This is a genomic window from Virgibacillus pantothenticus (assembly GCF_018075365.1).
Lineage (GTDB): Bacteria > Bacillota > Bacilli > Bacillales > Amphibacillaceae > Virgibacillus > Virgibacillus pantothenticus.
In genome coordinates this window covers 2,234,375-2,257,244 of sequence record NZ_CP073011.1, presented here as the reverse complement: position 1 = coordinate 2,257,244, position 22,870 = coordinate 2,234,375, and the positions used below count along the sequence as shown (strand labels likewise).

At 36.5% G+C, this 22,870-nt stretch carries 22 protein-coding genes and 1 pseudogene; 11 read left to right on the top strand and 12 right to left on the bottom strand.

The genetic code is table 11. The features are described from left to right. Nucleotides 1-18 precede the first annotated feature (18 nt). The gene (gene nfsA / locus KBP50_RS10650) at nucleotides 19-768 is read right to left on the bottom strand and encodes an oxygen-insensitive NADPH nitroreductase (RefSeq protein WP_050352576.1); all 750 of its coding nucleotides are present in this window, start codon (nucleotides 766-768) and stop codon (nucleotides 19-21) included. Nucleotides 769-1,009: 241 nt separating this feature from the next. On the opposite strand from nfsA, the gene KBP50_RS10645 reads away from it, so the two are divergent. From KBP50_RS10645 to KBP50_RS10635, 3 genes are all read left to right on the top strand, one after another. Beyond that, on the top strand, nucleotides 1,010-1,420 hold the full coding sequence (locus tag KBP50_RS10645; protein ID WP_050352577.1) for a YwpF family protein: 411 nt from the start codon (nucleotides 1,010-1,012) through the stop codon (nucleotides 1,418-1,420). 334 nt (nucleotides 1,421-1,754) lie between these two features. Continuing rightward, on the top strand, nucleotides 1,755-3,119 hold the full coding sequence (locus KBP50_RS10640; RefSeq protein WP_050352578.1) for a TrkH family potassium uptake protein: 1,365 nt from the start codon (nucleotides 1,755-1,757) through the stop codon (nucleotides 3,117-3,119). 21 nt (nucleotides 3,120-3,140) lie between these two features. Then, on the top strand, nucleotides 3,141-5,087 hold the full coding sequence (locus KBP50_RS10635) for a sensor domain-containing protein (protein ID WP_050352579.1): 1,947 nt from the start codon (nucleotides 3,141-3,143) through the stop codon (nucleotides 5,085-5,087). 151 nt (nucleotides 5,088-5,238) lie between these two features. Here KBP50_RS10635 and KBP50_RS22100 read toward each other — a convergent pair. From KBP50_RS22100 to lepB, 5 genes and pseudogenes are all read right to left on the bottom strand, one after another. After that, nucleotides 5,239-5,322: pseudogene (locus tag KBP50_RS22100) on the bottom strand (YjcZ family sporulation protein); the annotation flags it as partial. An 816-nt stretch (nucleotides 5,323-6,138) separates the two neighbouring features. Further along, entirely contained in the window at nucleotides 6,139-6,732 is a 594-nt protein-coding gene (locus KBP50_RS22095) for a trypsin-like serine protease (RefSeq protein ID WP_236691429.1), read from the bottom strand. Continuing rightward, on the bottom strand, nucleotides 6,692-7,291 hold the full coding sequence (locus KBP50_RS22090; RefSeq protein WP_236691430.1) for a S1C family serine protease: 600 nt from the start codon (nucleotides 7,289-7,291) through the stop codon (nucleotides 6,692-6,694). Before KBP50_RS22090 ends, KBP50_RS22095 begins: the two co-directional genes overlap by 41 nt. Before the next feature lie 27 nt (nucleotides 7,292-7,318). Next, complete coding sequence (locus KBP50_RS10620) at nucleotides 7,319-8,476, bottom strand: zinc ribbon domain-containing protein (protein WP_050352580.1); 1,158 nt, start codon at nucleotides 8,474-8,476, stop codon at nucleotides 7,319-7,321. 850 nt (nucleotides 8,477-9,326) lie between these two features. Continuing rightward, complete coding sequence (gene lepB, locus KBP50_RS10615; RefSeq protein WP_050352581.1) at nucleotides 9,327-9,860, bottom strand: signal peptidase I; 534 nt, start codon at nucleotides 9,858-9,860, stop codon at nucleotides 9,327-9,329. A 1,243-nt stretch (nucleotides 9,861-11,103) separates the two neighbouring features. On the opposite strand from lepB, the gene KBP50_RS10610 reads away from it, so the two are divergent. Continuing rightward, nucleotides 11,104-11,283: an aspartyl-phosphate phosphatase Spo0E family protein gene (locus KBP50_RS10610; RefSeq protein WP_050352582.1), complete on the top strand. Its 180-nt coding sequence runs from the start codon at nucleotides 11,104-11,106 to the stop codon at nucleotides 11,281-11,283. Here KBP50_RS10610 and KBP50_RS10605 read toward each other — a convergent pair. Further along, on the bottom strand, nucleotides 11,280-12,443 hold the full coding sequence (locus KBP50_RS10605; RefSeq protein ID WP_050352583.1) for an aminotransferase A: 1,164 nt from the start codon (nucleotides 12,441-12,443) through the stop codon (nucleotides 11,280-11,282). The two genes, KBP50_RS10610 and KBP50_RS10605, sit on opposite strands and share 4 nt — an antisense overlap. A gap of 116 nt (nucleotides 12,444-12,559) precedes the next feature. Between KBP50_RS10605 and KBP50_RS10600 the strand changes: the two genes are divergently transcribed. Beyond that, the gene (locus KBP50_RS10600) at nucleotides 12,560-12,715 is read left to right on the top strand and encodes an FbpB family small basic protein (RefSeq protein ID WP_072742205.1); all 156 of its coding nucleotides are present in this window, start codon (nucleotides 12,560-12,562) and stop codon (nucleotides 12,713-12,715) included. Nucleotides 12,716-12,831: 116 nt separating this feature from the next. On the opposite strand, the gene KBP50_RS10595 is transcribed toward KBP50_RS10600, so the two are convergent. Continuing rightward, nucleotides 12,832-13,725 carry a DMT family transporter gene (locus tag KBP50_RS10595; protein WP_050352584.1) on the bottom strand — a complete coding sequence of 298 codons (894 nt, stop codon included), beginning with the start codon at nucleotides 13,723-13,725 and terminating at the stop codon, nucleotides 12,832-12,834. A gap of 566 nt (nucleotides 13,726-14,291) precedes the next feature. Between KBP50_RS10595 and KBP50_RS10590 the strand changes: the two genes are divergently transcribed. Further along, the gene (locus tag KBP50_RS10590) at nucleotides 14,292-14,621 is read left to right on the top strand and encodes a hypothetical protein (protein ID WP_050352585.1); all 330 of its coding nucleotides are present in this window, start codon (nucleotides 14,292-14,294) and stop codon (nucleotides 14,619-14,621) included. Nucleotides 14,622-15,114: 493 nt separating this feature from the next. On the opposite strand, the gene KBP50_RS10585 is transcribed toward KBP50_RS10590, so the two are convergent. The 4 genes from KBP50_RS10585 to KBP50_RS10570 all read right to left on the bottom strand — a co-directional run bounded on the left by KBP50_RS10585 (nucleotide 15,115) and on the right by KBP50_RS10570 (nucleotide 18,655). Then, nucleotides 15,115-15,591, bottom strand: a complete 477-nt coding sequence (locus KBP50_RS10585; protein WP_050352586.1) for a YkyB family protein — start codon at nucleotides 15,589-15,591, stop codon at nucleotides 15,115-15,117. A 332-nt stretch (nucleotides 15,592-15,923) separates the two neighbouring features. After that, nucleotides 15,924-16,778: a metallophosphoesterase gene (locus KBP50_RS10580; RefSeq protein WP_050352587.1), complete on the bottom strand. Its 855-nt coding sequence runs from the start codon at nucleotides 16,776-16,778 to the stop codon at nucleotides 15,924-15,926. A gap of 642 nt (nucleotides 16,779-17,420) precedes the next feature. Then, nucleotides 17,421-18,344, bottom strand: a complete 924-nt coding sequence (locus KBP50_RS10575) for a cation diffusion facilitator family transporter (protein WP_050352588.1) — start codon at nucleotides 18,342-18,344, stop codon at nucleotides 17,421-17,423. An 8-nt stretch (nucleotides 18,345-18,352) separates the two neighbouring features. Then, nucleotides 18,353-18,655, bottom strand: a complete 303-nt coding sequence (locus KBP50_RS10570; RefSeq protein ID WP_050352589.1) for an ArsR/SmtB family transcription factor — start codon at nucleotides 18,653-18,655, stop codon at nucleotides 18,353-18,355. Between the two features lie 193 nt (nucleotides 18,656-18,848). Here KBP50_RS10570 and cbpB point away from each other — a divergent pair, with 193 nt between their 5' ends. From cbpB to KBP50_RS10545, 5 genes are all read left to right on the top strand, one after another. Beyond that, a complete protein-coding gene (cbpB, locus tag KBP50_RS10565) occupies nucleotides 18,849-19,289 on the top strand; it encodes a cyclic-di-AMP-binding protein CbpB (RefSeq protein ID WP_050352590.1) in 441 nt (146 codons plus the stop codon). A 626-nt stretch (nucleotides 19,290-19,915) separates the two neighbouring features. Continuing rightward, complete coding sequence (gene dapD / locus KBP50_RS10560; protein ID WP_050352591.1) at nucleotides 19,916-20,635, top strand: 2,3,4,5-tetrahydropyridine-2,6-dicarboxylate N-acetyltransferase; 720 nt, start codon at nucleotides 19,916-19,918, stop codon at nucleotides 20,633-20,635. Between the two features lie 13 nt (nucleotides 20,636-20,648). Beyond that, nucleotides 20,649-21,764: an N-acetyldiaminopimelate deacetylase gene (locus KBP50_RS10555; RefSeq protein ID WP_050353528.1), complete on the top strand. Its 1,116-nt coding sequence runs from the start codon at nucleotides 20,649-20,651 to the stop codon at nucleotides 21,762-21,764. 194 nt (nucleotides 21,765-21,958) lie between these two features. Then, on the top strand, nucleotides 21,959-22,201 hold the full coding sequence (locus KBP50_RS10550; protein ID WP_050352592.1) for a YkuS family protein: 243 nt from the start codon (nucleotides 21,959-21,961) through the stop codon (nucleotides 22,199-22,201). Between the two features lie 89 nt (nucleotides 22,202-22,290). Beyond that, nucleotides 22,291-22,731 carry a TlpA family protein disulfide reductase gene (locus KBP50_RS10545; protein ID WP_050352593.1) on the top strand — a complete coding sequence of 147 codons (441 nt, stop codon included), beginning with the start codon at nucleotides 22,291-22,293 and terminating at the stop codon, nucleotides 22,729-22,731. The last annotated feature ends 139 nt before the right edge of the window (nucleotides 22,732-22,870 follow it).

Below are 22,870 nucleotides of genomic sequence, written 5' to 3'. Positions count from 1 at the left end.
GAGTGCTGGCTATTATGATTATTGCTTATTTACGTTTTTGTCATGTAAAAATGGTCCTACATCCATGCGAATAGGGGTGGAAAATTTACGTATGATTTGTTTTGACCAGTTGTCATTACGGCTGTTTTGTTTTCGTTCTTCATAGTATGCTTGTAATTTCTCGTCGAATTTCTTGATAAAAGGAAGCTGTTGTTCAAATGGCTGATAGTGGTTTTCATGATAAACGACTTCAAAAGGTAAGCGTGGCTTTTGTTCTGGCTTATGATCAGGATAACCAACTGCCATTCCAAACAATGGAACGACCCGTTCTGGAAGCTGCAATATTTCACTAACTTGACGGATGTCATTTCGTAAGCTTCCTAAGTAACAAATACCCAAACCTAAATCTTCGGCAGCAGTGGCTGCGTTTTGAGATGCAAGTGCAGCATCTACAGTCATAACGATGAATTGTTCTGGCGAAGCTAAGCTTGCTTGCATCGTTTCTATTTCATCTGGTGCACCTAATTGTGTCGCACGATGTAAGTCACCGCAAAATACAAATAAATGGCCATTTTTTTGTACATAAGGTTGTCCCGAAATAGCTGCAAGCTGTTCTTTAATACGTTCATCGGTAACTCCAATTATCGTATATGCCATTACATAACTAGAAGTAGAGGCCATTTGCGCAGCTTTGACAATTGTTTGAATTTGATCGTTTGTAAGCTTTTTATCTTTAAATTTTCGGATGGAACGATGTTGCATGATTGTTTGGATTGCTGAATGTGACATGGCGATTCTCCTTTACCCTATAATCTCCTTTATCATAAGTGGTTGTGTTTTCCGTTGTCAACTGAACTAGTCTTTACAAAAAGAAAGTGATATCCATATACTTCCGTTTTTGATACACTAACGGTAGACATGAAAAAGATAGGTATCGTTTAACATAGCAAAAATTGGGTTGTTTCTACGACAATACCTTCCAGCATAGATACGTAAAGTGATATATCTTTATTCAAAGGAGGAGAAGTGGATGAAAACATTTAAATTAAAGCTATTAAATATCATGGAGGAGAAAAACGGGGAAATTATTCCCAATCATATTCCTTTATTGGATGGCTTGATTATTGACCGTGAAGATGAAAAAAATCAATGGACAGTGGAGGCATATACGGAAAGGTCTTTACAGCCCTATTTCGAAGAACTGCAAGCGTCAAAATCAGAAGTCTTGATTCAAGTGAAAATTTCCAAAGAAAGCAATGCTATGGCTACATTCATCACCTCGATTATTGGAATTAATGAAATAGGAGCCAACATTAATGTTTTATTTATAGGAAATATTGTCGATAAAAGAAAAGAAAATATTGAATCCTTATTAACGGCCCTTATTGATGAAGGTTTCCAAGGGAAGGAACTACTGGAGAAGTTTAAAGAGTTAACGTAAATTTTATTTATTGCTCAATTACAAGCATTTTCAACTTCACATTGCTATAATATGGATAAGCTTGCTTCATGAATAAGGATGTTCAAATGTTTCCTTAGTTGTTGTTATTTTTTCATTTCATTATTAATAGACGTTTATACGTTTCACGATTTGTTTTTTATAGTACTTTTGTTATTTAAAGCTGTAAACAACAGCGATCGTATGTTGTTACACGAATAATTTTTGCTTATTGTTAAGCAACTTGCTATTGGTGTACGATTTTTTAACCTTCATCGTTTATTTTTAGTATATATAGAGACTACTAAATTTGTTAGTTAATAAGGAGTAAATGGTTATGCATCATCAAAAGCCAATTGTTCGCTGGGCAAAGCGCTTATCACCTGTCCAGATATTATTATTGTTTTATTTTTTTGCTGTATTATTTTCGACAGGGATTTTGTCCTTGCCAATCGCATATCAGGATGGTGTGGACCTCCCATTTATAGATGTGTTATTTACTGCTGTCAGTGCCTTAAGTGTGACTGGTTTAAGCTCGATATCGTTAGCAGATACATTAAGTACAACCGGGATTATCCTACTTGCTTCCATTCTGCAACTTGGGGCTGTAGGCGTAATGGCGATCAGTACATTTATTTGGTTATTACTCGGGAAGAAGATTGGATTAAAAGAAAGACGCTTGATTATGGCAGATCAGAATCAATCCACGTTTGGTGGAATGGTACGTCTCATTAAGCAAATTGTGTATGTGTTGCTAACGATTGAATTGATCGGATTTCTAGTTTTAGGTACGTACTTTTTACAATACTTTGATTCAGCCAAAGAAGCATATTTGCATGGTATGTTTGGAACAATTAGTGCCATATCCAATGGCGGATTCGATATTACTGGAAATTCATTAATTCCGTTTAAAGATGATTATTTTGTCCAATTTATTAATATGTTGTTAATCATCTTCGGCGCAATTGGCTTCCCAGTGTTAATTGAAGTGAAGGAGTATTTATTTGCTGATTCCCATAAACGTAAATTCATCCGGTTTAGCTTATTTACGAAAGTGACGACGAGCACATTTTTAGCTTTGATTATTATTGGAACCATTGGTATGTTCTTACTTGATATTGTCCACTTTTTTGCTGATAAATCTTGGCATGAAATTCTGTTCTACTCTCTGTTTCAATCCGTTACGACTAGAAGCGGTGGAATGTCAACGATGGATGTCAGTTTGCTTTCGGAACCAAATCACTTATTTATGTCGCTGTTAATGTTTATCGGGGCTTCACCAAGTAGTGCTGGTGGTGGGATTCGTACGACGACATTTATATTAGTTGTTATTTTTATTGCAACCTATGCCAGAGGAGGCAGGAGCATTCGGTTATTTAACCGGGAAGTGTACGATGAAGACTTACTAAAAGCTGTTACGGTCACGTTAATGGCTTTAATACTCGTATTTACATCAATTATATTAATGTCGATTGTCGAACCATTTTCACTGACAGAAATTTTATTTGAGGTGACATCAGCGTTTGGGACTGTCGGGCTTTCCTTAGGAATAACAGATCAATTAACTTCTTTTAGTAAGTTAATTTTGATGTTTTTAATGTTTATTGGAAGAGTAGGTATCATCACCTTTTTATTTATTTTTAGGTCAAACAAACAAACTGGTAATTATCATTATCCAAAAGAAAAATTAATTATAGGGTAAATCAAGTTAGGGGAGAATGGCATGCATGAACAAAAGGTAGTTTTCCCAATTACGCAATATGTGCTTGATCATCTAAACGAAGCAATCTTAATTACAAATCAACGTGGGGTAATTGTAGCAGGAAGTAAGACAGCAGATGGAATCTTTGGCATTTCATCTGCTGTTGGTAAGCCGATAAAACAACTGCTAGAACTAACATCATTGGAGGAATCCAAGCAGCTTACATGGCTAAAGCATGATCGCCATAAAATGGTTGAAGTAACGGTGTTAACAGCAGATAGTCGAAATCAATACTACTACGTAAGACTCGGACTCGTTTCTGATCAAATGCAAACAGTAAGACAACAACTCGATAATTTCGCAACCGCACAGTTTTCAGGAACGTTGCTTTACGATAAAACAAGTGGAAATATTATGGACTGTGATACTAATGGAGCTACTATGTTCCATTATTCCAAACAGCAGTTAATTTTTAAACCGCTAAGTGAATTATTTACAAGTAAACTTCCAGACAATTTTTGGAGGAAACAGGAGAATAGAAAGCAAATAGTGCATGAGCATCCAGCAGTAACCAAAGAAGGGGATCGCTTTTTTGTTGACATATTACACTTTGATCTAAGTGCAGAGACAGGAGTTTGTTTATTAAAAGACGTAACGGAACAAGTGATAAACAAAAAGAGAATTGAATACCTCGCCTACTATGACGAATTGACAGATTTGCCCAATCGTCATTATTTTGTGCACGTTTTATCAGAAACAATTGAAAAGCTAAATCATAAGAAAGACATTTTAGCAGTATATATAGTGGATTTGGACTACTTTAAAGAGGTAAATGATATACTTGGTTATGCTGTTGGTGACGAGCTAATTCGTCATAGTGCTCGTCGGTTAAAAAAATTTTTGCATGTAGATACGTTTGTAGCACGAATGACTGGGGATAAGTTTATGATTATGCAATTTGGTCTGAATAGCAAAAAAGAGGTAATGGAATTTGCAGAGCGCCAAATTCAAACTTTTGAGGAACCCGTCATTATAAACGGATATGATATTTATACAACGGTAACTATTGGAGTTAGTCTGTTTCCTAATCATGGGACAACTGCTGAGGACTTAATCAAACATGCGAATTCTGCGATGTATGAAAGTAAAAATAATCATCGGAACAGTTATAAATTTTTTGAAGCAGCGATTTCAGAGAAGTTCCAATCAACCATTACATTAGAAAGTGAACTTCGGCAAGCGATGAAGCAGGAGCAACTAGAGCTTCATTATCAGCCACAGGTCGATTTCAACACAAATGAAATTATTGGAATGGAAGCATTGCTGCGATGGAAACACCCAGAGAAAGGGTATATTGCACCCGGTGAATTTATTGGTATTGCAGAAAAAACAGGCTTAATTATAGAGATTGGCGAGTGGGTGATGTATGAAGCTTGCCGTCAAAATAAATTATGGCAGGATCAAGGTTATCAGCCGATAACAATAAGTGTAAATTTATCAGCTATCCAATTTCATCAAAAGGATTTCTTACAAAAAGTGATACAAATTATACAAAAGACGAGACTATCACCAACTTATTTAGAGTTAGAAATTACAGAGACAATGGCGATGACTAACGAACAAACTGTCCTGCATACTTTGCGAGAGTTAAGAAAGTTAGGGATTCCTGTATCAATTGACGATTTTGGTACAGGTTACTCTTCTTTAAAATTGCTCAGTTTATTTCCGATTACAAAATTGAAAATTGACAAAATGTTTATGGAGCAAAGCCATGAAGAAAACCAAATGATCGTGAAATCAATTATTCATTTATGTCATTTATTGAAATTAAAAGTGGTAGCGGAAGGTGTAGAGACAGAAGAGCAGTTTGCTTTTTTAAAAGCTGAACAATGTGATCAACTCCAAGGTTACTATTTCAGTAAAGCCTTACCAGCAAACGAGGCTCAGCAGTTGTTAGTGAAGCATTAACTTGAATAGCTCAAAACGATGAATGAAAAAAATTTTCAGGTATTGAAATGGTAAACAAAGACAGGTATCAAAGTCTAAAAGTTAATATTGAAACGAATGTAAAGAAGTAGCTTGTGCCATGGATTTGGCACAAGCTGCTCTCTTAATATAATTAACAGTAAAATGCAGCACCTACAATGATTAATAGAATAAAAAGCACTACAATTAGTGCAAAATTGCTACCATATCCGCCGGAACCGTAACCATAACCACCATAGCCTGGAGAACCACAGCCTCCGCCATATCCGAATCCCATCATTTCACCTCCTAATAATCTTACAGTTATACCATATGCAATCAGGCAAGAAAAGTTTGGACGTTTATCCTATTTTTAATGAATTAGCATACGATCCAAAAGTAATGCATTGGTAAGGTGCTTTATCTACTGTTGTGACATACTTCATGCCGTATGTGTACCGTTCTGTTAAATTTTTTAAGCGTATGACATGCTGAAGGGAAGACAACAACGACTGCCTATTTTTATTCCGCATGAAACTGGCAATAATACCCTCACGTATCCTATGAGGTATGCCATGTAAGTAGAGAGGACAACTGACAAGTTAAATTGTCCCACTTTGACCCAAAGCTTAGGTCACACCTCTGCTATACTACCAACAGTGGGGATGAAGAAACCCACTACTGATTAAAAATTCACTTTACCACTCGAAGTGCAAATATAATCCAATTACTAGTTCAAGTGAATGGTATATAAAAAGGGCGGAAATTGTTCCACCCATTATTAATTGTAAAGGAAACGATAAAATTAGGTGCTTATGGATAACGAAATAACCGAATAGCCACGTCCGGCGCAAGCGCCCAGCAACGATGCGACTTTAGAAATGCGCCCTACGATAAGGCCTCATAGGTTCGTGGCAAAGAGGAAGGCCGACTAAAAACGGGTTTGCCGCTCAGGCGTGGGTATACCCCTGTTTTTAGTGGCAGGATTCCTAAATCTTTAGTTGATTCGTTCCATTCGCTACGTTGCTAAACGGGCGCCCCGCGCCTTTGTTCTTCAATCGTCCTTTTCCTTTTGTTTTTTAGTTGAAATGCTAGAAATTTTCAGCTGATCATTTTCATATTTTGTGATAAACGTGTAAATATACGTTTCTTTCGATGGTTTTTCTTCATCTTCTGAGCGCTTTTCAATGGTTACGCTTAGCTTAGAATGAACATGATTCTCCTCTGTAATGGTACTTTTAGGCTCATCAAAAGTTACTTTTGTAAAATCAATATATTTATCCCGGAAATCTTTATAGGAGGTTTTAGAAAGCATTTCACTGGCTAATAGTGCATATGCATTCACATAATCACGCAATTCGATGCTATCAAGGAAGTAAGTAATTAAATATTCCGCATCTGCGGTTAGTTTTTCCGGATCTTTTGTACTTATAAGGTCGGAAGTGCTAGCAAAGTCTAATTCTTCCGTTTGTGCTTCGTTGGACCAAGCTTCAATTTGCTCAATAACATCTTTTATCGGAATACTAAAACCAATCGTTCCATCTTTCGTACCTACAGAATTAATTCCAACAACATTCCCAGTTTTACGATCAATTAGAGGTCCGCCGCTATTTCCTTCTGCAATTTGCGCAAGAGATTTGATAGGCATTGTTGTAATTAAAACCGTCTACTGAAAAGTTTCGTTCTTGCCCAGAGATAATTCCTAAAGTAACTGTATTTTGAAATCCATGAGGACTACCTAATGCAATGACTTCATCTCCGACTTCAGGGTATTTATCTTTCTCTACATGCATAAATGGACCAGCAAGTTGGGGAACACGGATAACGGCTATATCTGTATCCTCACCAACACCGACTACGGCAGCTGGATAAATTTGTGCATCTGCCGTTCTTACATAGATAAGATCTGCGTCTTTTATGACATGCGCATTGGTTATAATATCTCCTTGTTTATTATATAAAAACCCCGAACCTGTCATGGTGCTGTCTTCATTTTGTCCTTCAATTTGGATCACATTCTTTTCTGCTTCATGGATGATAGATTTTAAATCAAGCTCTTGGTTGCTCGTTGTAATTTGGTGAATAACAGGGTTACTGATGGACATATTTTCTTGCTTCCATTGCTGATACATATAACCCATTATAATAAAGCCGAAGATAAGGATAATGCCCGATAAGATCATAGGGGCATGTTTACTTTTTATCACGTGATGTCACCTCAATTATAGAAAGCGCTATTCTTTATACCAAGTTATGGTCTTAACTTCAACTCTTAACGCTTGGTTTTTATCGTTCATATCATAATGGGTAAATTCAAAGTTCCCTGTTTCATCTGGGTACAGTTCATCAGGGAAGACATATACTTCATTCGTTAAAATCTCTTCTCCTTTGTTCGTTTTAATAATGTACTCCACCATAATCGAGTTAATGGGAATGGTTGCAACATTTTGAACTTGCCCTTTTACAACAAGATTTTCTTGATCGTCACTTGTAATCTCAATTTTTTTCAATTTAATAGCTTCAGAGTCATTTAACTGCTGTTCTTTATTTGCTGTGGTCATTGCTTGTTCAATTCGACTTTGTTGTGCAGTTTCAAAAGCTACTTTTTCTTTATCAATGGTCGTTTGCAAGCTTAACAATTTTTCTGAATCTGGAGCATATTTTAAACCATCTTTGACAATCACGTTTGCATTGTTAAATTGATTATTTGTTAAATGCTCACTAGCTTTGGTAAACACAAAATTTACAATTTGCTCACGTATATTTGCCGACAATTGCTCTGCTTCTGCAGTTTCGATAGAAGTAGCATCCCAAAGTAAGATTTTCAATTGATCGATGTCGGGTTCCTGTTGTAGGGCGTGCTTGAGTTTCTCCAATTTAATGGTGTTTCGTTCTTTGGTAATACGTTCAACAATCTGGTTAACAGCTTCGCCATTAAAATCTTGTAAATCCTTTTCCGATTGGCTCAAACTCTCTAATGCTTTCGCATATTTTTCCTCTTTAAGCAATTGTTTCGATTCCTGTAATGTTGCTTCAATGGAAATGGCTTTATCCATAAACGCTAGTGAAGCTTCTGCATGCTGAAAATTATCCTTTAATTTAAGTGCATTTTGAAACAATGTTTGTGCTGCTTGATAATCCTGTGCTAGTACTTTTTGCTCGCCTTCCATATAGTATTCCTTAGCTTTCGCAGTACGAATTTCTAATGTGACATAAAAGGCAATAAATAATAATAATAAGAGAGCACTAGAGAGAAACGGAAGTCTCCATCGTTTAATATTCGGTTTGTTACCAAGGCGATTATATCTATCTTCTGGAAGGTACTTTCCGCATTTTATACAGTAGGTCTCTTCCTCTTTTGTCTGTACGCCGCAATAAGGGCAATAAAGCATAGGCTCACCTGCTTATGAAAGTATGATTGCAAATTTTACCTAAATAGTGGTTAACCCCCATTTAAGTGAAACCAGCTTGGGTTATTTTATTTTATCATATTTTAACTTCCCTACGTGAATGAAAATTGATATGATATACTGGAGTTGTATCATTATAAAAGCTACGATACATTTTTGTAGTAGGGGGAGGTAGGCTTTTTATACTGATTTCTTAAGAAGGCAAAAAAGTCTACTCATTATTCTTTCAAGGGGGTGCAACTGCTAGATGGAAATTACGTTTGCGGTTATTTGTTTTGCGATTTTATTATTGAATATTGGTTATTGTATATTTGATAGCGAAAAATAGTCATAAGAGTGTGGTCAAAGAAGAATGAAGGCTGACTTAACTCTATGGCGTAAGGTTGAAAGCACCGACCCTCATATGTTAGCAGTTGAGCAGTAGGACTGGAGAAGGGAAATTTCACTTGACCGTAGTGTATGTCAAAAATTAACCGTTTCAGGTACGAGCCAATGAAGAAATTCAAGAACTCACTTAAACCGACCACCATTAGAAATAAGATAGAGGCTGTGACATAACTAAAGCAGCTGATTAAAAAAACAAAAAAATCGCCAATTGTGTATACGCAAGTTTTAGCGTAGTCAAAATAGGTAGAGTCCTGCGGGAACAGCGCGAGCTGAAGATCCCCCAGGAAAACCATTTTTGCTTTCGAGGAAGCTGAGGCTGCGCCTCGCGGAAAGCGAAGTATTTTGACATAGCGGCGATAGAAATTTTTTTAATGCAAATAAGCCGAACAATTATAAATGGATTGTTCGGCTTTTGCTATATAGTATTTGTTTATGTCCCAGCCTCTTATCTAGTTAATGTCCATTGATCAAATGGAAAGATAACAAATTCTGATCGTCCAATAATTTCGTCTTCCTCAATAAAGCCTAATCCATTTCGACTATCTTTACTAATGGCTCGGTTATCTCCCATTACAAAATAACTTCCTTCAGGTACCTTTTCTGGTCCATAATTACCAGACTGGCGCTGTGCATTTTCACTTAGAAATGTTTGATCATATCTTTTACCATTTATATATAAATTGCCATCGTTTATTTCAATTGTTTCACCTGGTAGCCCAATAACTCGTTTTACATAATTTTTATGAGGTTTTTCAATGATAACAATGTCTCCGCGCTCTGGCTCATCAAGAATATATATAATTTTATTGAAAATAACTCTTTCGCCGCTCTGAAGAGTAGGATCCATGCTTTCTCCATCTACAATGGAAGTTGCAAAAATGAATGTTTTTAAAAAGATAGCAATTAAAACAGCAATAATGATTGCTTTTGCCCATTCTAACCATTCTTTTTTCTTGTTTGATTTTGTCACCGAAGACATCCTTTCTCAAAAAAACATTTCATTAATATAGTAGCATAGTGCTGATAACTAAGCGAGTGTAAAAGCCTAAGAGAACTTAGTAAATATAAAGAACCTAGCTTTCTTAAATTCATTATGCTTTTATTCAAGTTCATTCATAACAAATATTAAATGTTGTTTTTAACTGTGAAAAAAATCATTACTTCCATATTAACTTCTTTTTTTCAGCGCTGTAAGTCAAATTTTAAAATGAATAATGGGTTTATTAATTAAATCAATAATGTCTCCCGTACGAACTGACAGTTAGATCTGCTCCCTTATCCTACTAGATGAGCCCCAAAGAGGGAAAAGCGAGGGATTTAACCGCAAGTTAAATGTGTAATTCTGTCCTCAAGCCATAAGGTCATTCCCGTTCGGTACTAACAATCAGTGGACAATGAAGGATCCCTCTACAGGTTGAAGTTTCACTTTTTGTTTCACTATAGGATAGTATATAGAGGGAGTATAAGAAAGTATAAACTTAGGTGCTTGGAGATAACGAAATAACTGAATAGCCACGTCCGGCGCATGAGCCCAGCAACTAGGCGAATTCACGAATCGCCCTACGATAAGTCATCATCGGTTCGTCGCTAAGGGGAAGGCCGACTAAAAACGGGCTTGCCGCTCAGGCGTGGGCATACCCCTGTTTTTAGTGGCATGATTCCTTTATCTTTAGTTGATTCGTTCCATTCGTTACGTTGCTAAATGGGCGCCAGCGCCTTTGTTCCACTTGTTTAACTTCTCCATTCCATTTTAGTCTATTCTTGTATACTTAACTATACAGGAAAAAGCTTGTCATTTTCTGTCAAGCTATGCTACATTTAATGAAAGCTGTAACAGTTGGATCATTCAAAGATAAGTAGTTTCTGGATTTGTTTAACTTATTTATGAAATAAAGGTAATTCCCGCTTCTTTATCCCTTATATAAGGTGCTGTAAGGCTCCCACTTGAGGAGTTAGATAATCTGTACTGCAACAAGTCGAAGTGGGAGATAGCAACACCTAAATGCCCTATTCCGTAAGAGGCCTTTAGGTCAATACCATTACGGTACTAACAAGCAGTAGGGAATGAATGAAAACCCCACTGATTGAAGATTCACTTTATCATTAAGTTATGGGTTTTCTATAGGCTATTTGTACTATTTATTAAGCAAACTTTTAAGGACAAAAGCATCATTATTTCGCCACCTAAAAGTTTAGACCAAGGAGGTAACTCTTTAGCTATAATGAAAACGACCGACGATCTATTAAAACGCATCGAATATTTACGACAAAGAATGACGGAAGTCGCCTTGGAAAAGGGATTTACTAATTTAGAAGCTATCGAACTAAGCCAGGAATTAGATCAACTCTTAAATTTATATGAAACCCAAAAGCGGCATCGTTCAAAGAAGACTAAATATTAATTTAATGGATTTTGCTGCATGTATTCTTCTAAGCGATCCAATCCCAAGTTTAGTGTACGCTTATCATAGGCATAAGACAATCGCATGTACCCTTCTCCTAATTTTGAGAAACTATCTCCAGGTACTAAAGCAAGCCGCCCTTTCTGAACGAGATCCAGTCCAAACGTAAAAGAAGTCATTTCTTTAAGTGGAAAATATGGAAACATATAAAACGCCCCATTTGGTTTCGGACAATGTAAACCAATTTTTTGCAATCGATCGTACACGAAATTCCTTCGCTCATGATAAGCTACTTGCATTTTTTTGGTATCATCTACTCCAGAAGTTAGTGCCTCTAATGCAGCATATTGGCTAATGGAAGATGCACAAGATACATTGTATTGATGTACTTTTAGCATTTCTCTGGAAAGCCAATCTGGAGCAAGTGTGTAACCAATTCGAAATCCTGTCATGGAATGCGACTTGGATACTCCATTAATTACAATTGTCCTCTCTTTCATCCTAGGAAAGCTAGCGATGGAAGTATGTGTTTGATCATAAATAAGCTGGCTATAAATTTCATCAGCTAACACAAATACCTGCTTCTCCTGTAATACAGTTACGAACGAAGCCAACTCCTCTTTGGAAAAGGATATTCCAGTGGGGTTGGAAGGGTAAGGGAGAACAACGCATTTTGTTTTTGGTGTAATATGTTTCTCCAATGTTTCTTTTGTTAATTTCAAATTTGTCTTGGTCGTATCCATATAAATAGGTTTGGCACCAGCCAAACGAATTAAAGGTTCATAACCAGGATATATTGGTGCTGGAAGCAGTACTTCATCGCCAGGGCTTAAAATGGTTCGAAAAGCAACATCAATAGCTTGAGAAGCACCTGTTGTTACTATAATTTCCTTTTCAGGAGAGTATGACACTTCATAGTTTGTTTCATAAAATTGTGAAATGGCCTTACGTAATGGTAGAATCCCGGCATTATGCGTATAGGTTGTTTGATTGGACATCAGCGCCTGAATAGCCGCTTGCTTAATATGTTCAGGTGTATGAAAATCTGGTTGACCAATAGTTAATGATATAACATCCTCTTCATCTGCAACCATATTAAAGAATTTACGAATGCCTGATATTTCTATTGCTTGTACATGTTTATTCAATAAGTGCTGCATAACATAACCTCCAACAGTAAAAGTGATATAATTGTTAAAAAATATTTAAAAATATGTGATTTAGTCTCGATAAATATAAGGTATACTTATAGTATAAGATAAAAGGAGTGTATCATATGAGACCAAAAACGTTAAATTTTGAGCAATTAGTTAAAAAAAATAAACAAGAATTGCTTGAAGATGAGCATAGTATATCACGAATTGAAAAGAAGTTGGAAAAGAAACAAATGGAGCTTGTAGAAAAAAAGCGAGAAAAAAAGATAATATTGTAGATAAAAAAACCCCGGTCAACTGAATATAGTTTAGATTTAATTTTCAGACTGTTGCTTCTGTTTTGTTTTTTTTAAATAGAAGTAACAGTCTTTTGTATGAAATTATTCTTAAATCGTTATGTTTGCAACTCACTATCTATTTTCTGTTTACGCTGCATTAATAAGATGGTTCCTAAAATAACTATCATACCAATCATTTGTTGGGTCGTAAATGTTTCATGAAAAATGAAAATACCGATTAACATAGCAACTACAGGTTCTACTGTTGTTAATATCGATGCCTTTGAAGCCTCGATATCTTTTAAACCCCATGTGTAAATAATATATGCAAAAGCAGTTGGTAAAAAGCCCAATCCAAATGCATAAAGAATGACAGCGGGTTCTAAAAGTAATATTCCTTTATCCCCAAAAGGAAAAAAGGGAGTTAATGCAACCGCAGCTGTAATAAAAGTGTATGTTGTAATATTAAGTGTTGAGTAAGTTACTAAGGCGAATTTACTGAAAATGCTGTATAAAGCATAACCAAATCCAGCTCCCAAACCAAATACAACCGCTTGAAAAGATACCGTATTTACATTTAATGGATAAAATTCAATGACGAGAGATACTCCTACAAAAGTGCAGACTAAAGCAGCTACTTTTTCTTTATTTAACGGTTCTTGTAAGAAAAAGTAAGATAGGATGACGACAAAGGCGGGACCGGTGTATAAGAGTGCTGTAGCTACTGGAATTGTGCTGAGCTCCATTGCAGTAAATAAACAAAAGTTGAAAAAAGAAATACTCAGAATACCCGTTCCGATAAAATATCGAATATCTTTTATAGCATGTAGTTTTAATTCTCTACGGGCAAAAAGAAGTAAATAGCTAACGAGCAAAATAGCAGCTGTCCATGCTCGTAATATAACAACATCTATTGGCGAAAACCCGTAGTCATAAAGCTGTTTTACATACCAACCTATTGTTCCCCATAATGCAGCGCCAAGTAAAATGAATATGTATGCTTTTTTCAATCTTAACGATCCCCCTTGAATAAAAAATATAATTATATCTTTTGCAGAAACAAAACATGTGAGCGTTCCATGCGCTCTCATATTAACATGTGAGAGATAGTTCAAGTTATATACATGTTTTACCTTTTTAACTGGATAACATTTAACGGTTTCTTTTATCTCTTATATAAGGTGCTGTAAGACTCCCACTTCAGTAGTTGGTTGTACTGCAACAAGTCTAAGTGGGAGATAACAGCACCCAATCGTTCAGGCTTTTAGGTCATACCATTACGGTACTAACAATCAGTGGGAGAATGAATGAAAAACCCCTACTGATTGAAGATTCACTTTATTCTATGTGTGTTTCTAAGTTGAGGTTATTTGGAATTGAAAAAATAGTAGAAACTCATTTGCAGCTTTCAAATGGGAGATAATATCAAGCTACAAAGCGACAGGATTAGATTTGCTATATTTATTTAAATTATAACAAGAAATAGTTAATCATTATACACATTTATGCGCTTATGTATATCAATAAAATAAATTGGGAAAAATATTAGGAATCTTAGTGAAAAGGAGGGGATGGTATGGATGATATGGAGCTAGCTTTGGAGTTATTAAACCCATCACAAATACAAGAAAAATATTGGTATATTTTCTTTCTTGTTTGTACGATCTGTTTCATCTATTTTTTATCGCGCTCATTTATTCGTTGGGTTATTCATCGGAATGCAATATTACTTCTTTCTTATCTCGTTATCAGTTTATTCATTTTCACCATATATTTTGCCATTAGTTTATTAAATGGTGGATTAAATACGAGTTTTTTTCAATCCTTTCCGTTAATTATGCAATCTTTAGCTGTGTTTGGGTTAATATTAATTCTTAGATCGATGTTCAAGTATTGGTTAAAATAGACTTATGGAGGAGAGTTATGCTCAAGTTGGGGGAAGGTTATAATGCTTTATGACCTGCTTTCCTATACAGTTATCTTATAAAAAGCCAATCTAGCTAGGGGTTATTCAAAAAGTGTAGTAGAATGACACATCGAATTTCTTCATTGGCTCGTTTCTACGTTGCTTGGAAAAGGGTTTCCCCCTTTTCCTGCGTGAGAATGTGTTTCGAGGATGCCTATACTGGTACTCATGCATTTGTATCGCATACGGGGCCTGCTCTAAAACCGTCCAAGTCCTGTGACGGGCGTAGAAGTCAGTAACACGCAAGTCTGCTACTCGAAACTTTGCGGCCTCGAACTTCGCCGTATAGGCCCACTGATTGAAGATTCACTTTATTGGCGTAGTAACGAAACGAAGAAAGCGATACCAAGAAGGTGCATCGCTTTCTCGCATTTCAGCTCGGTCTACCGTATCTCTGTTAGTTTGCAATCAAAATTACGATTGAGAATAGGGGCTAATTGCGATGCGATTTTGTCGGTGGCCATTCCATTTTTCCTAGAGATGACGGTGTGTAGTAGGTAGAAGCTCTCCTGCCTGCTCTTTTCATTGGATATGGAGGCTTTTTGGCTTTCCAGTTAATATAGCGATAAATGACTTTTTTTGCTTGTGACAAGGACATCTTTGTTTGCGGGTTGCGGTAACTATCATCTAATTCACCTAGGTGTTGTAATTCTTTGAAATCATCCTTTGTTGGAGGAATATGAAAATAGTAATCGGCTACTTGAACGAGTAGAGTAGAGTGCTGATTACTGTATTTGGGGTGTTTGGAAAAGTGCAGACCAACCTTCTTCGCTAAATTTTGCTGTAACAACTGGTTTATCGTTGCTTTTTTTATATAATATAAGTGTTTAGGGTCAGGAGCGGTTTTTGCATGACGGTTTACTGTATAAAGTGCTTTCGCTATTTCTTCAATTTGCTCTTGTTCCTTCATCCCATTTGCTCCTCCTTAGGCTAAAATTGTACATTTATCCCGATGGTAAGGTGTTGTTAGTCGTCCGCTTCGGGGAAGCCCGAGAGATACCAAGAAGTCTATGTGGGGGATAACAGCACCTAAATTCCCGTTTTGTTCAAGGACTCTTAGGTCATACTTCATACTCTTGCGGTACTAACAATCAGCGGGGGGGAATGAAAGCCCTACTGATTGAAGTTTCCATTGTATATATCCTATCGTAACAAGCATAGGGATGCAAGCACAGTGACATAGGATTGATATTAAATTGGAATGTACTGCAAATTTCTATTAAAGTTTCATTCTATAGCAATCTATGCTTTTGATTTCAATGTATAGACGTGGATTTCAGGTTTGCATAAAAAACGAAAAGGAAGACGTGTGGTACCAATTCCGCTATTAACAAATAATTGCATATTCCCACCATTAAGGTTGTATTCTCCTTGTACATACTTCTCTGCATAAGCAGGGCTGTAAATATGACCAATGAAAGGGAAGCGTATTTGCCCTCCATGGCTGTGGCCAGACAGTTGCAGGTCAATAGGGTGCTTTGCTGCCTTATCTGCAAAATCAGGCTCATGAGCTAATAGAATTGTAAACAAATTAGTATTAGCTTGGGATAAAGTTTTAGTAATATCAGGTTTCCCTAACATCAAGTCATCAATACCCGCTAAAATAATGGACTCGTTTTTTTCTTTAATAGTAACATTATTATTTTGTAATAATTGAAATCCTGCTTTTTCCATCGTATCAAGAACTACTTCGGTTCCATACCCTCCATGATCATGGTTTCCATAAATCCAAAACTTCCCTTTCGGTGCTTGTAATTTTTTTAAAATATGAATAATTGTATCATCCCAATGAAAATTTTGTGGTTCATCCACTAAGTCACCAGTAAACACAATTAAATCAGGCTGTAGTCCATTTATTTTCTTTACTAAATCTTTTAATTGTTCCAATGTATAATGAAATCCAATATGTGTATCTGAGAATTGGACAATTTTAAAATCATCAAACGCTTTTGCGATTTTACTAGATTCAACTGTATTTTTATTTACACGGAGTAAAATTGGTTCGACATCTTTTGCATAATAAAAAGTTCCGCCGCTTAAGCCTAACAATGCAAATAAGCTACCAAGCGCCTTTTTTAAAAAAGTTCTTCTATTCATGACTGACAAACCTTTCTTGCATTCATTAGAATAAAATTATAACATGAATATTGTAAAATAGAATCCTCTTAAAAAAAATTGCCTCATTTAAATATAGATGAAACTAAAGAGAGAAGAAGTTTATAAAAGTCATGAATCATTGTTTTACGTAGCTAAAAAGCAGGAACTGCATTCAGCAGGTTCAACCTATTGAATGCAGTTAAATTAAAACTGTATTTCAAGAGTTGTCAAAAATTGTACTAAAAACGACAGATCGAATTTCTTCTTTGGCTTGTTTCTACGTTGCTTGGAAAAGGTTTTCCCCCTTTTCCTGCGTGAGAATGTGTTTCGAGGATGTCTATACTGGAGCTCATGTATCTGTATCGCATACGAGGGCCTTCTACTAAAACCGCCCACGTCCTGTGACGGGCTTAGAAGTCAGTAACACGCACAAGCCCGCTACTCGAAACTTCGCCGCCTCGAATTCAGGCGCCAGGACGTGCTAGTGTCGGCGTTGCAATAGGACAAGGAAGGCTACGATAGCAATACATCGCACGCAGAAAAAGTGTTTTTCTTTTTCAAGGACGCCTGAGACCTTAGCTGACCTCGGTCCTTTTTAACTCCTTTTTGAACATGCATTTCAATGGAAGGGGAAGATGTTATCTAAAAGGAACAATCTTCACAGTCCTCTTGAATCTCGGCATTTTTCCCTTCTATTTGCAATGTACAATGAGAAATTGAGAAGTTACGCTTCAATTGTTGATTTGCCTGCGTGAGTAATGTATCACGATCTACTGTATCATCTACAACTAAATGACAGCTTAATGCAGGAAATTCGGAGGTAATGGACCATACATGCAAATCATGCACATTGTGAACTCCTTTTAGATCCATTAGCTTTTGCTTAACTTCCTCCACATCGATATTTGCTGGCTTTCCTTCCATTAAAATATGAATAGAATCTTTAGTTATTCGAATACCGGATAAAATGATCAGAAACGCAACAATAACACTGGCAATCGGATCTGCAATATTCCAATCAAACAGCAAAATGAGAATACCTGCAATGATGGCTCCGATTGAACCAAGCAAATCTCCAAAAACGTGCAGGAGTGCGCTACGTATATTTAAATTGTCCTGTGAATCTCCTCGCATAAGTACCCAAGCGGCAATTATATTCACAATTAGCCCGATGATAGCAATGATCATCATACTTGCACTCACATTTGGTGGCTCCATAAAGCGTTGGAATGCCTCATAAAAAATATATAAGGAAATAACGATTAAAGTTACACCGTTTATAAACGCAGCAATTATTTCAAATCGGCGGTAGCCATATGTTTTAGAAGCTGTTGCTTGCCGTTCTCCAATTTTGAATGCTAATAAACTTAGACCAAGTGCTGCCGCATCGCTAAGCATATGTCCAGCATCGGAAAGGAGAGCGAGACTGTTGGTTAAAAATCCACCAACTGCTTCAACAATCATAAAAAAAGTAATTAGCAAAAAGCTGAATAATAGAGCTTTTTTATTGCTTGTGCCGTGGTGATGGCCATGTCCATGTTCGTGATTATGTCCGTGTGCCACTATATAACCTCCTATCTAGTATGTTTACTATGTTCAATTGTTTGTTCTAATAAATTCATCACATGATAATCATCAGGAGAATAGTAATACGTTGTTTTTTCTCGTCTGTTTTTTACTAAGCGTATTTGCTTTAAGTATTTCAATTGATGAGAAATACTCGATTGATGCATTTCTAAACGTTCAGCAATTTCGTTTACCGAACATTCTTTATGAAACAGCAAATGTAATATTTTTAATCTAGTCGGGTCCGATAAAGCTTTAAATGTTTGGGATACAGTATCAATTAACTGGTCGTCAATAGGATGATAATCCACTTATATTCCTCCTTGTTATATTATATGTTCATATGCTCATATTATATATTAATAAAAGTAAATTAACAATCAGAATGGTAAAATATTTTGCTTATTGCTTTCCTATGGTAAAATGTATGTAGTCTGTTCTCCGTCTTATGTTTGCTTAAAAAAGAGCAAACCTTCTAAATGAAGAATTAAAAGGGGTGATATGATGAGCATGTTGCAAAATCAACGCTTAACAGACATTACGTTAGGTGAAATTATGATTCCATCAGAAAAAGTAGCACATGTACAAGTGAATAATCCGCTGGAGCATGCATTGCTCGTACTGGTAAAGTCAGGGTATTCAGCCGTTCCTGTATTGGATCCGTCATATAAACTGGTCGGTATTATTGGGAAAACAACTATATTAGATCAGATCCTTGGTTTGGAACGATTTGAGTTTGAACGTCTGTCAACGATAGTGGTAAAAGATGTGCTTCATGATGATATTCCTTGCTTAACAAAAGAAGACTCGTTGTTGAAAGGGTTAAACGCTGTCATTAACCATCCGTTTGTTTGTATTGCTGATGAAGAAGGATATTTCGATGGAATTTTAACTAGAAGAGCAATACTAAAACAATTAAAAAAAGATATGTATGCCACAAAATAAAACCTATCCTCTGTTAAATCGACAGAGGATGGGTTTTTGACTAGGTGAGTTTCAAAATCATTATACCTTGCCGTGTAAGGGGATAAAAACCGATACAGGAATTACCTCCCCAAGCCCTGTATAATGTAATTTCGACTAAAACTCCAAAGAGACCGGAGGATAACTTCTTATAGAATAAACATCTCCGAACGGCTACGATGTGTTCACTCCTATTTGCAGCAATTCTAAACTAGCCGCAGACTGTAACTAAACACCATTACACCAAACATACAATTCCTGAATTATCCTTTTTATGAATATATTTAAAAACTATTTCAAACTACACGAAGACACTTGAAATGATCATTTTCTTCGAACGCTATACTGACACGTCCATGCTAGTTTAAACGGGAACCTAGATATAGGTAAGGCTCGTAGGATTTCCCTCTCTTTAGGAAAGTAAAATGAATTTCCACTTCGGCTTCAGGAACGATCATATTTAAAAAACTGCTATTAAGTCCGCATGAAAGCAAGAAAATTACAAGATAAAATAATGCATGACAGACACTAAAAAGTAGGTAATGATTGCGACAAAAAAAGCGATCTGCTAAATTATAAGATAGTACATAACTAGGAGGGAACAATCAATGAAGATGATGGATGGAAATGAGATTATAAACTTTATTTCGAATAGTAAGAAAAGCACACCTGTAAAGGTATATATAAAAGGAGAAGGATTAGACCGTTTATCTATGGATGATTCCATACAAGCTTTTATCGAATCAAAAAGCGGTGTTTTATTTGGTGAATGGGATGTAATAAAAAAGTTGCTTGAAGAGGCAGGAGATATCATTGAGGATTATGTTATTGAAAACGACCGCCGTAATTCAGCTATCCCTTTACTTGATCTAAAAGGTGTCAATGCTCGCATTGAACCAGGCGCGGTCATTCGTGATCAAGTAGAAATTGGTGACGGCTGCGTCATTATGATGGGCGCAACGATCAATATTGGTTCAGTGATTGGTGACGGTACGATGATCGACATGAATGTTGTGCTTGGTGGACGAGCTACAGTTGGTAAAAGTTGTCATATTGGTGCAGGTACAGTATTAGCTGGAGTAATTGAACCACCATCAGCGAAACCGGTTATTGTTGAAGATGATGTCGTGATTGGTGCGAACGTAGTTGTGTTAGAGGGAGTGACCATTGGAAAAGGTGCTATCGTTGCTGCTGGTTCCATTGTGACAAAAGATGTGGCACCAAATACACTTGTAGCAGGAACTCCGGCAAGAGTATTAAAAGAAATTGACGAAAGTACAAAATCGAAAACGGAGATCAAGCAAGAGCTTCGAAAATTAAATGATTAAGCAGGGGAATGACATGTTAAATTTACAACACATTCGTCGTGAGCTACACCAAATACCAGAGCTGGGTTTTCAAGAAAAGAAAACCCAGCAGTACTTATTGAAGATCATCAAACAATTACAAACAGAGAAAGTATCTATTCAGGTTTGGGAGACCGGTATTCTAGTTTTTGTAGAAGGAACAGCACCTACAAAAACAATTGGTTTTCGTGCAGATATAGATGGGCTGCCAATAACCGAACAAACCGGCTTGCCTTTCTCATCCAAGCATGAAGGGAAAATGCATGCATGTGGTCATGATTTCCATATGACAATTGCTTTAGGTGTGTTGGAGCAAATGATTGCCGAACCAATAAACGATCATTGCTTATTCATCTTTCAACCGGCGGAGGAAGGGCCCGGAGGAGCACTGCCGCTACTACAATCTGAAGCTTTTCAGACTTGGCGACCCGATGTCATCTTTGCATTACATATTGCGCCGGAATTACCAGTCGGTACGGTCGCTAGTAAACCCGGTTTACTGTTTGCAAATACGAGTGAACTATTTCTTGATTTTACAGGTAAAGGCGGGCATGCTGCCTACCCACATTTAACGAAAGATATGACTGTTGCAGCCAGCAGCTTTGTCGTTCAAATGCAGCAAATTGTTTCCAGAAATATCAACCCTCTTGAAGCAGCCGTTGTGACGATCGGAAAAATGGAAAGTGGATTTGTTCAAAATGCAATCGCTGAGACAGCTCGTTTGGAAGGCACGATTCGTACGCAACATCCTAACAGTATCCAAACAGTTAAACATCAATTGGAAAAGCTGATAAAAGGTTATGAAATAGCATATGATTGTAAGATTGAAGTGGATTATGGAGCTAATTATTATCAAGTCTTTAATCAACCAGATATGGTACAGCAATTTTGTGAGGCTTTAGCTGGCAGTAATATACGTTATCAAGAAGCAGAGGCTGCTATGACTGGCGAAGATTTCGGCTATATGGTAAAGGAAATCCCTGGATTTATGTTCTGGCTTGGGGTGAATTCTCCATACGGGCTACACCATGCGCAATTAAATCCTGATGAAGCAGCTTTAGACATTGGGGTGAACGCTGTCACTCGAACTTTTTCAACGCTTTCTCATTAAAAATGCATACTTTTCGTATGGTAGCAAAATATATGTATACGTCCTAGTTCAAAAAAGGGTGAAAAAGTTGCAAAAAAGTCGGTGAGATTTGTAATAGCTCGGTATGTACAAGTAGCGTAAGCGACCAAGCTAGAGGCAATAGTATATGCCATTTTTTGAACAACATATAAAAGCTACTTTGAGGAGGTATTGAGATGGCAAGAATTGGCGTAGAAGCAACACTTACGGATGTAAAAGAAGCATTAACTGAGATGGGGCATGAGGTAGTAGATCTTCGTCAGGCAGAAGATGCTGCATATTGTGATTGTTGTGTTATCTCTGGTCTAGATAAGAATGTAATGGGAATAACAGAAGCAGAAATAACTGGAGCTGTCATTAATGCTCAAGGTATGAATGCGGAAGATGTTTGCCAAATGGTAAACGAAAAGGTAGTGTAGTGCTATTTCTATATCCTGAGAACCTTTATATGTTTTATCACATATAAAGGTATAAACAAAATTGAATCAGGATATGGGAGGATACTACTATGCGTTTAGGTCAGGAAATACCTGAATTCGTGACATCTTGTGAATGGCTGAATAGCCGGTCTTTATTAACAGAAGATATTAGAAAGGTTTCCAAGCCATGTTGTTTTCATTTTTGGGCGATCAGTTGTGGATTATGCAAACAAGCGATGCCCCGTTTTAAGGACATATATGATAAACATAAACATAATGTGCAGTTTATTTCTGTGCATACACCTTTATCTGAAAAAGATAAGAATATGGATGAAATTGGTAATTTAGTAGAAGAATACCATTTGAAACAACCTATTGCAGTGGATCACCATGAAGAGATTTCAGAGGCATTCCATGTGAAGTTTGTACCAGCATATTATTTATTTGATGATTTAGGAAAACTGCGTCACCTACAGCGTGGCAAAACAAATGTGAATCTGCTTGAAAAAAACATACAGCGGCTGATCTAATTAGATAGAAAAAAACACTTCTTTTTTCTCACATGAAAAGGAAGTGTTTTTTATTTGCGGTATATTTCTTATGGTGAACCGAATACATTATTATTATTTTTATGTAAAAATATCAAGAGGGAAAAAATTTTAAAAATTT

What these genes read in the sequence shown, in the direction of transcription:
- nfsA (WP_050352576.1), bottom strand. Translation starts at nt 768, where the DNA reads ATGTCACATTCAGCAATCCAAACAATCATGCAACATCGTTCCATCCGA.
- KBP50_RS10645 (WP_050352577.1), top strand. Translation starts at nt 1,010, where the DNA reads ATGAAAACATTTAAATTAAAGCTATTAAATATCATGGAGGAGAAAAAC.
- KBP50_RS10640 (WP_050352578.1), top strand. Translation starts at nt 1,755, where the DNA reads ATGCATCATCAAAAGCCAATTGTTCGCTGGGCAAAGCGCTTATCACCT.
- KBP50_RS10635 (WP_050352579.1), top strand. Translation starts at nt 3,141, where the DNA reads ATGCATGAACAAAAGGTAGTTTTCCCAATTACGCAATATGTGCTTGAT.
- KBP50_RS22095 (WP_236691429.1), bottom strand. Translation starts at nt 6,732, where the DNA reads ATGCCTATCAAATCTCTTGCGCAAATTGCAGAAGGAAATAGCGGCGGA.
- KBP50_RS10620 (WP_050352580.1), bottom strand. Translation starts at nt 8,476, where the DNA reads ATGCTTTATTGCCCTTATTGCGGCGTACAGACAAAAGAGGAAGAGACC.
- lepB (WP_050352581.1), bottom strand. Translation starts at nt 9,860, where the DNA reads ATGTCTTCGGTGACAAAATCAAACAAGAAAAAAGAATGGTTAGAATGG.
- KBP50_RS10610 (WP_050352582.1), top strand. Translation starts at nt 11,104, where the DNA reads ATGAAAACGACCGACGATCTATTAAAACGCATCGAATATTTACGACAA.
- KBP50_RS10605 (WP_050352583.1), bottom strand. Translation starts at nt 12,443, where the DNA reads ATGCAGCACTTATTGAATAAACATGTACAAGCAATAGAAATATCAGGC.
- KBP50_RS10600 (WP_072742205.1), top strand. Translation starts at nt 12,560, where the DNA reads ATGAGACCAAAAACGTTAAATTTTGAGCAATTAGTTAAAAAAAATAAA.
- KBP50_RS10590 (WP_050352585.1), top strand. Translation starts at nt 14,292, where the DNA reads ATGGATGATATGGAGCTAGCTTTGGAGTTATTAAACCCATCACAAATA.
- KBP50_RS10585 (WP_050352586.1), bottom strand. Translation starts at nt 15,591, where the DNA reads ATGAAGGAACAAGAGCAAATTGAAGAAATAGCGAAAGCACTTTATACA.
- KBP50_RS10580 (WP_050352587.1), bottom strand. Translation starts at nt 16,778, where the DNA reads ATGAATAGAAGAACTTTTTTAAAAAAGGCGCTTGGTAGCTTATTTGCA.
- cbpB (WP_050352590.1), top strand. Translation starts at nt 18,849, where the DNA reads ATGAGCATGTTGCAAAATCAACGCTTAACAGACATTACGTTAGGTGAA.
- dapD (WP_050352591.1), top strand. Translation starts at nt 19,916, where the DNA reads ATGAAGATGATGGATGGAAATGAGATTATAAACTTTATTTCGAATAGT.
- KBP50_RS10555 (WP_050353528.1), top strand. Translation starts at nt 20,649, where the DNA reads ATGTTAAATTTACAACACATTCGTCGTGAGCTACACCAAATACCAGAG.
- KBP50_RS10550 (WP_050352592.1), top strand. Translation starts at nt 21,959, where the DNA reads ATGGCAAGAATTGGCGTAGAAGCAACACTTACGGATGTAAAAGAAGCA.
- KBP50_RS10545 (WP_050352593.1), top strand. Translation starts at nt 22,291, where the DNA reads ATGCGTTTAGGTCAGGAAATACCTGAATTCGTGACATCTTGTGAATGG.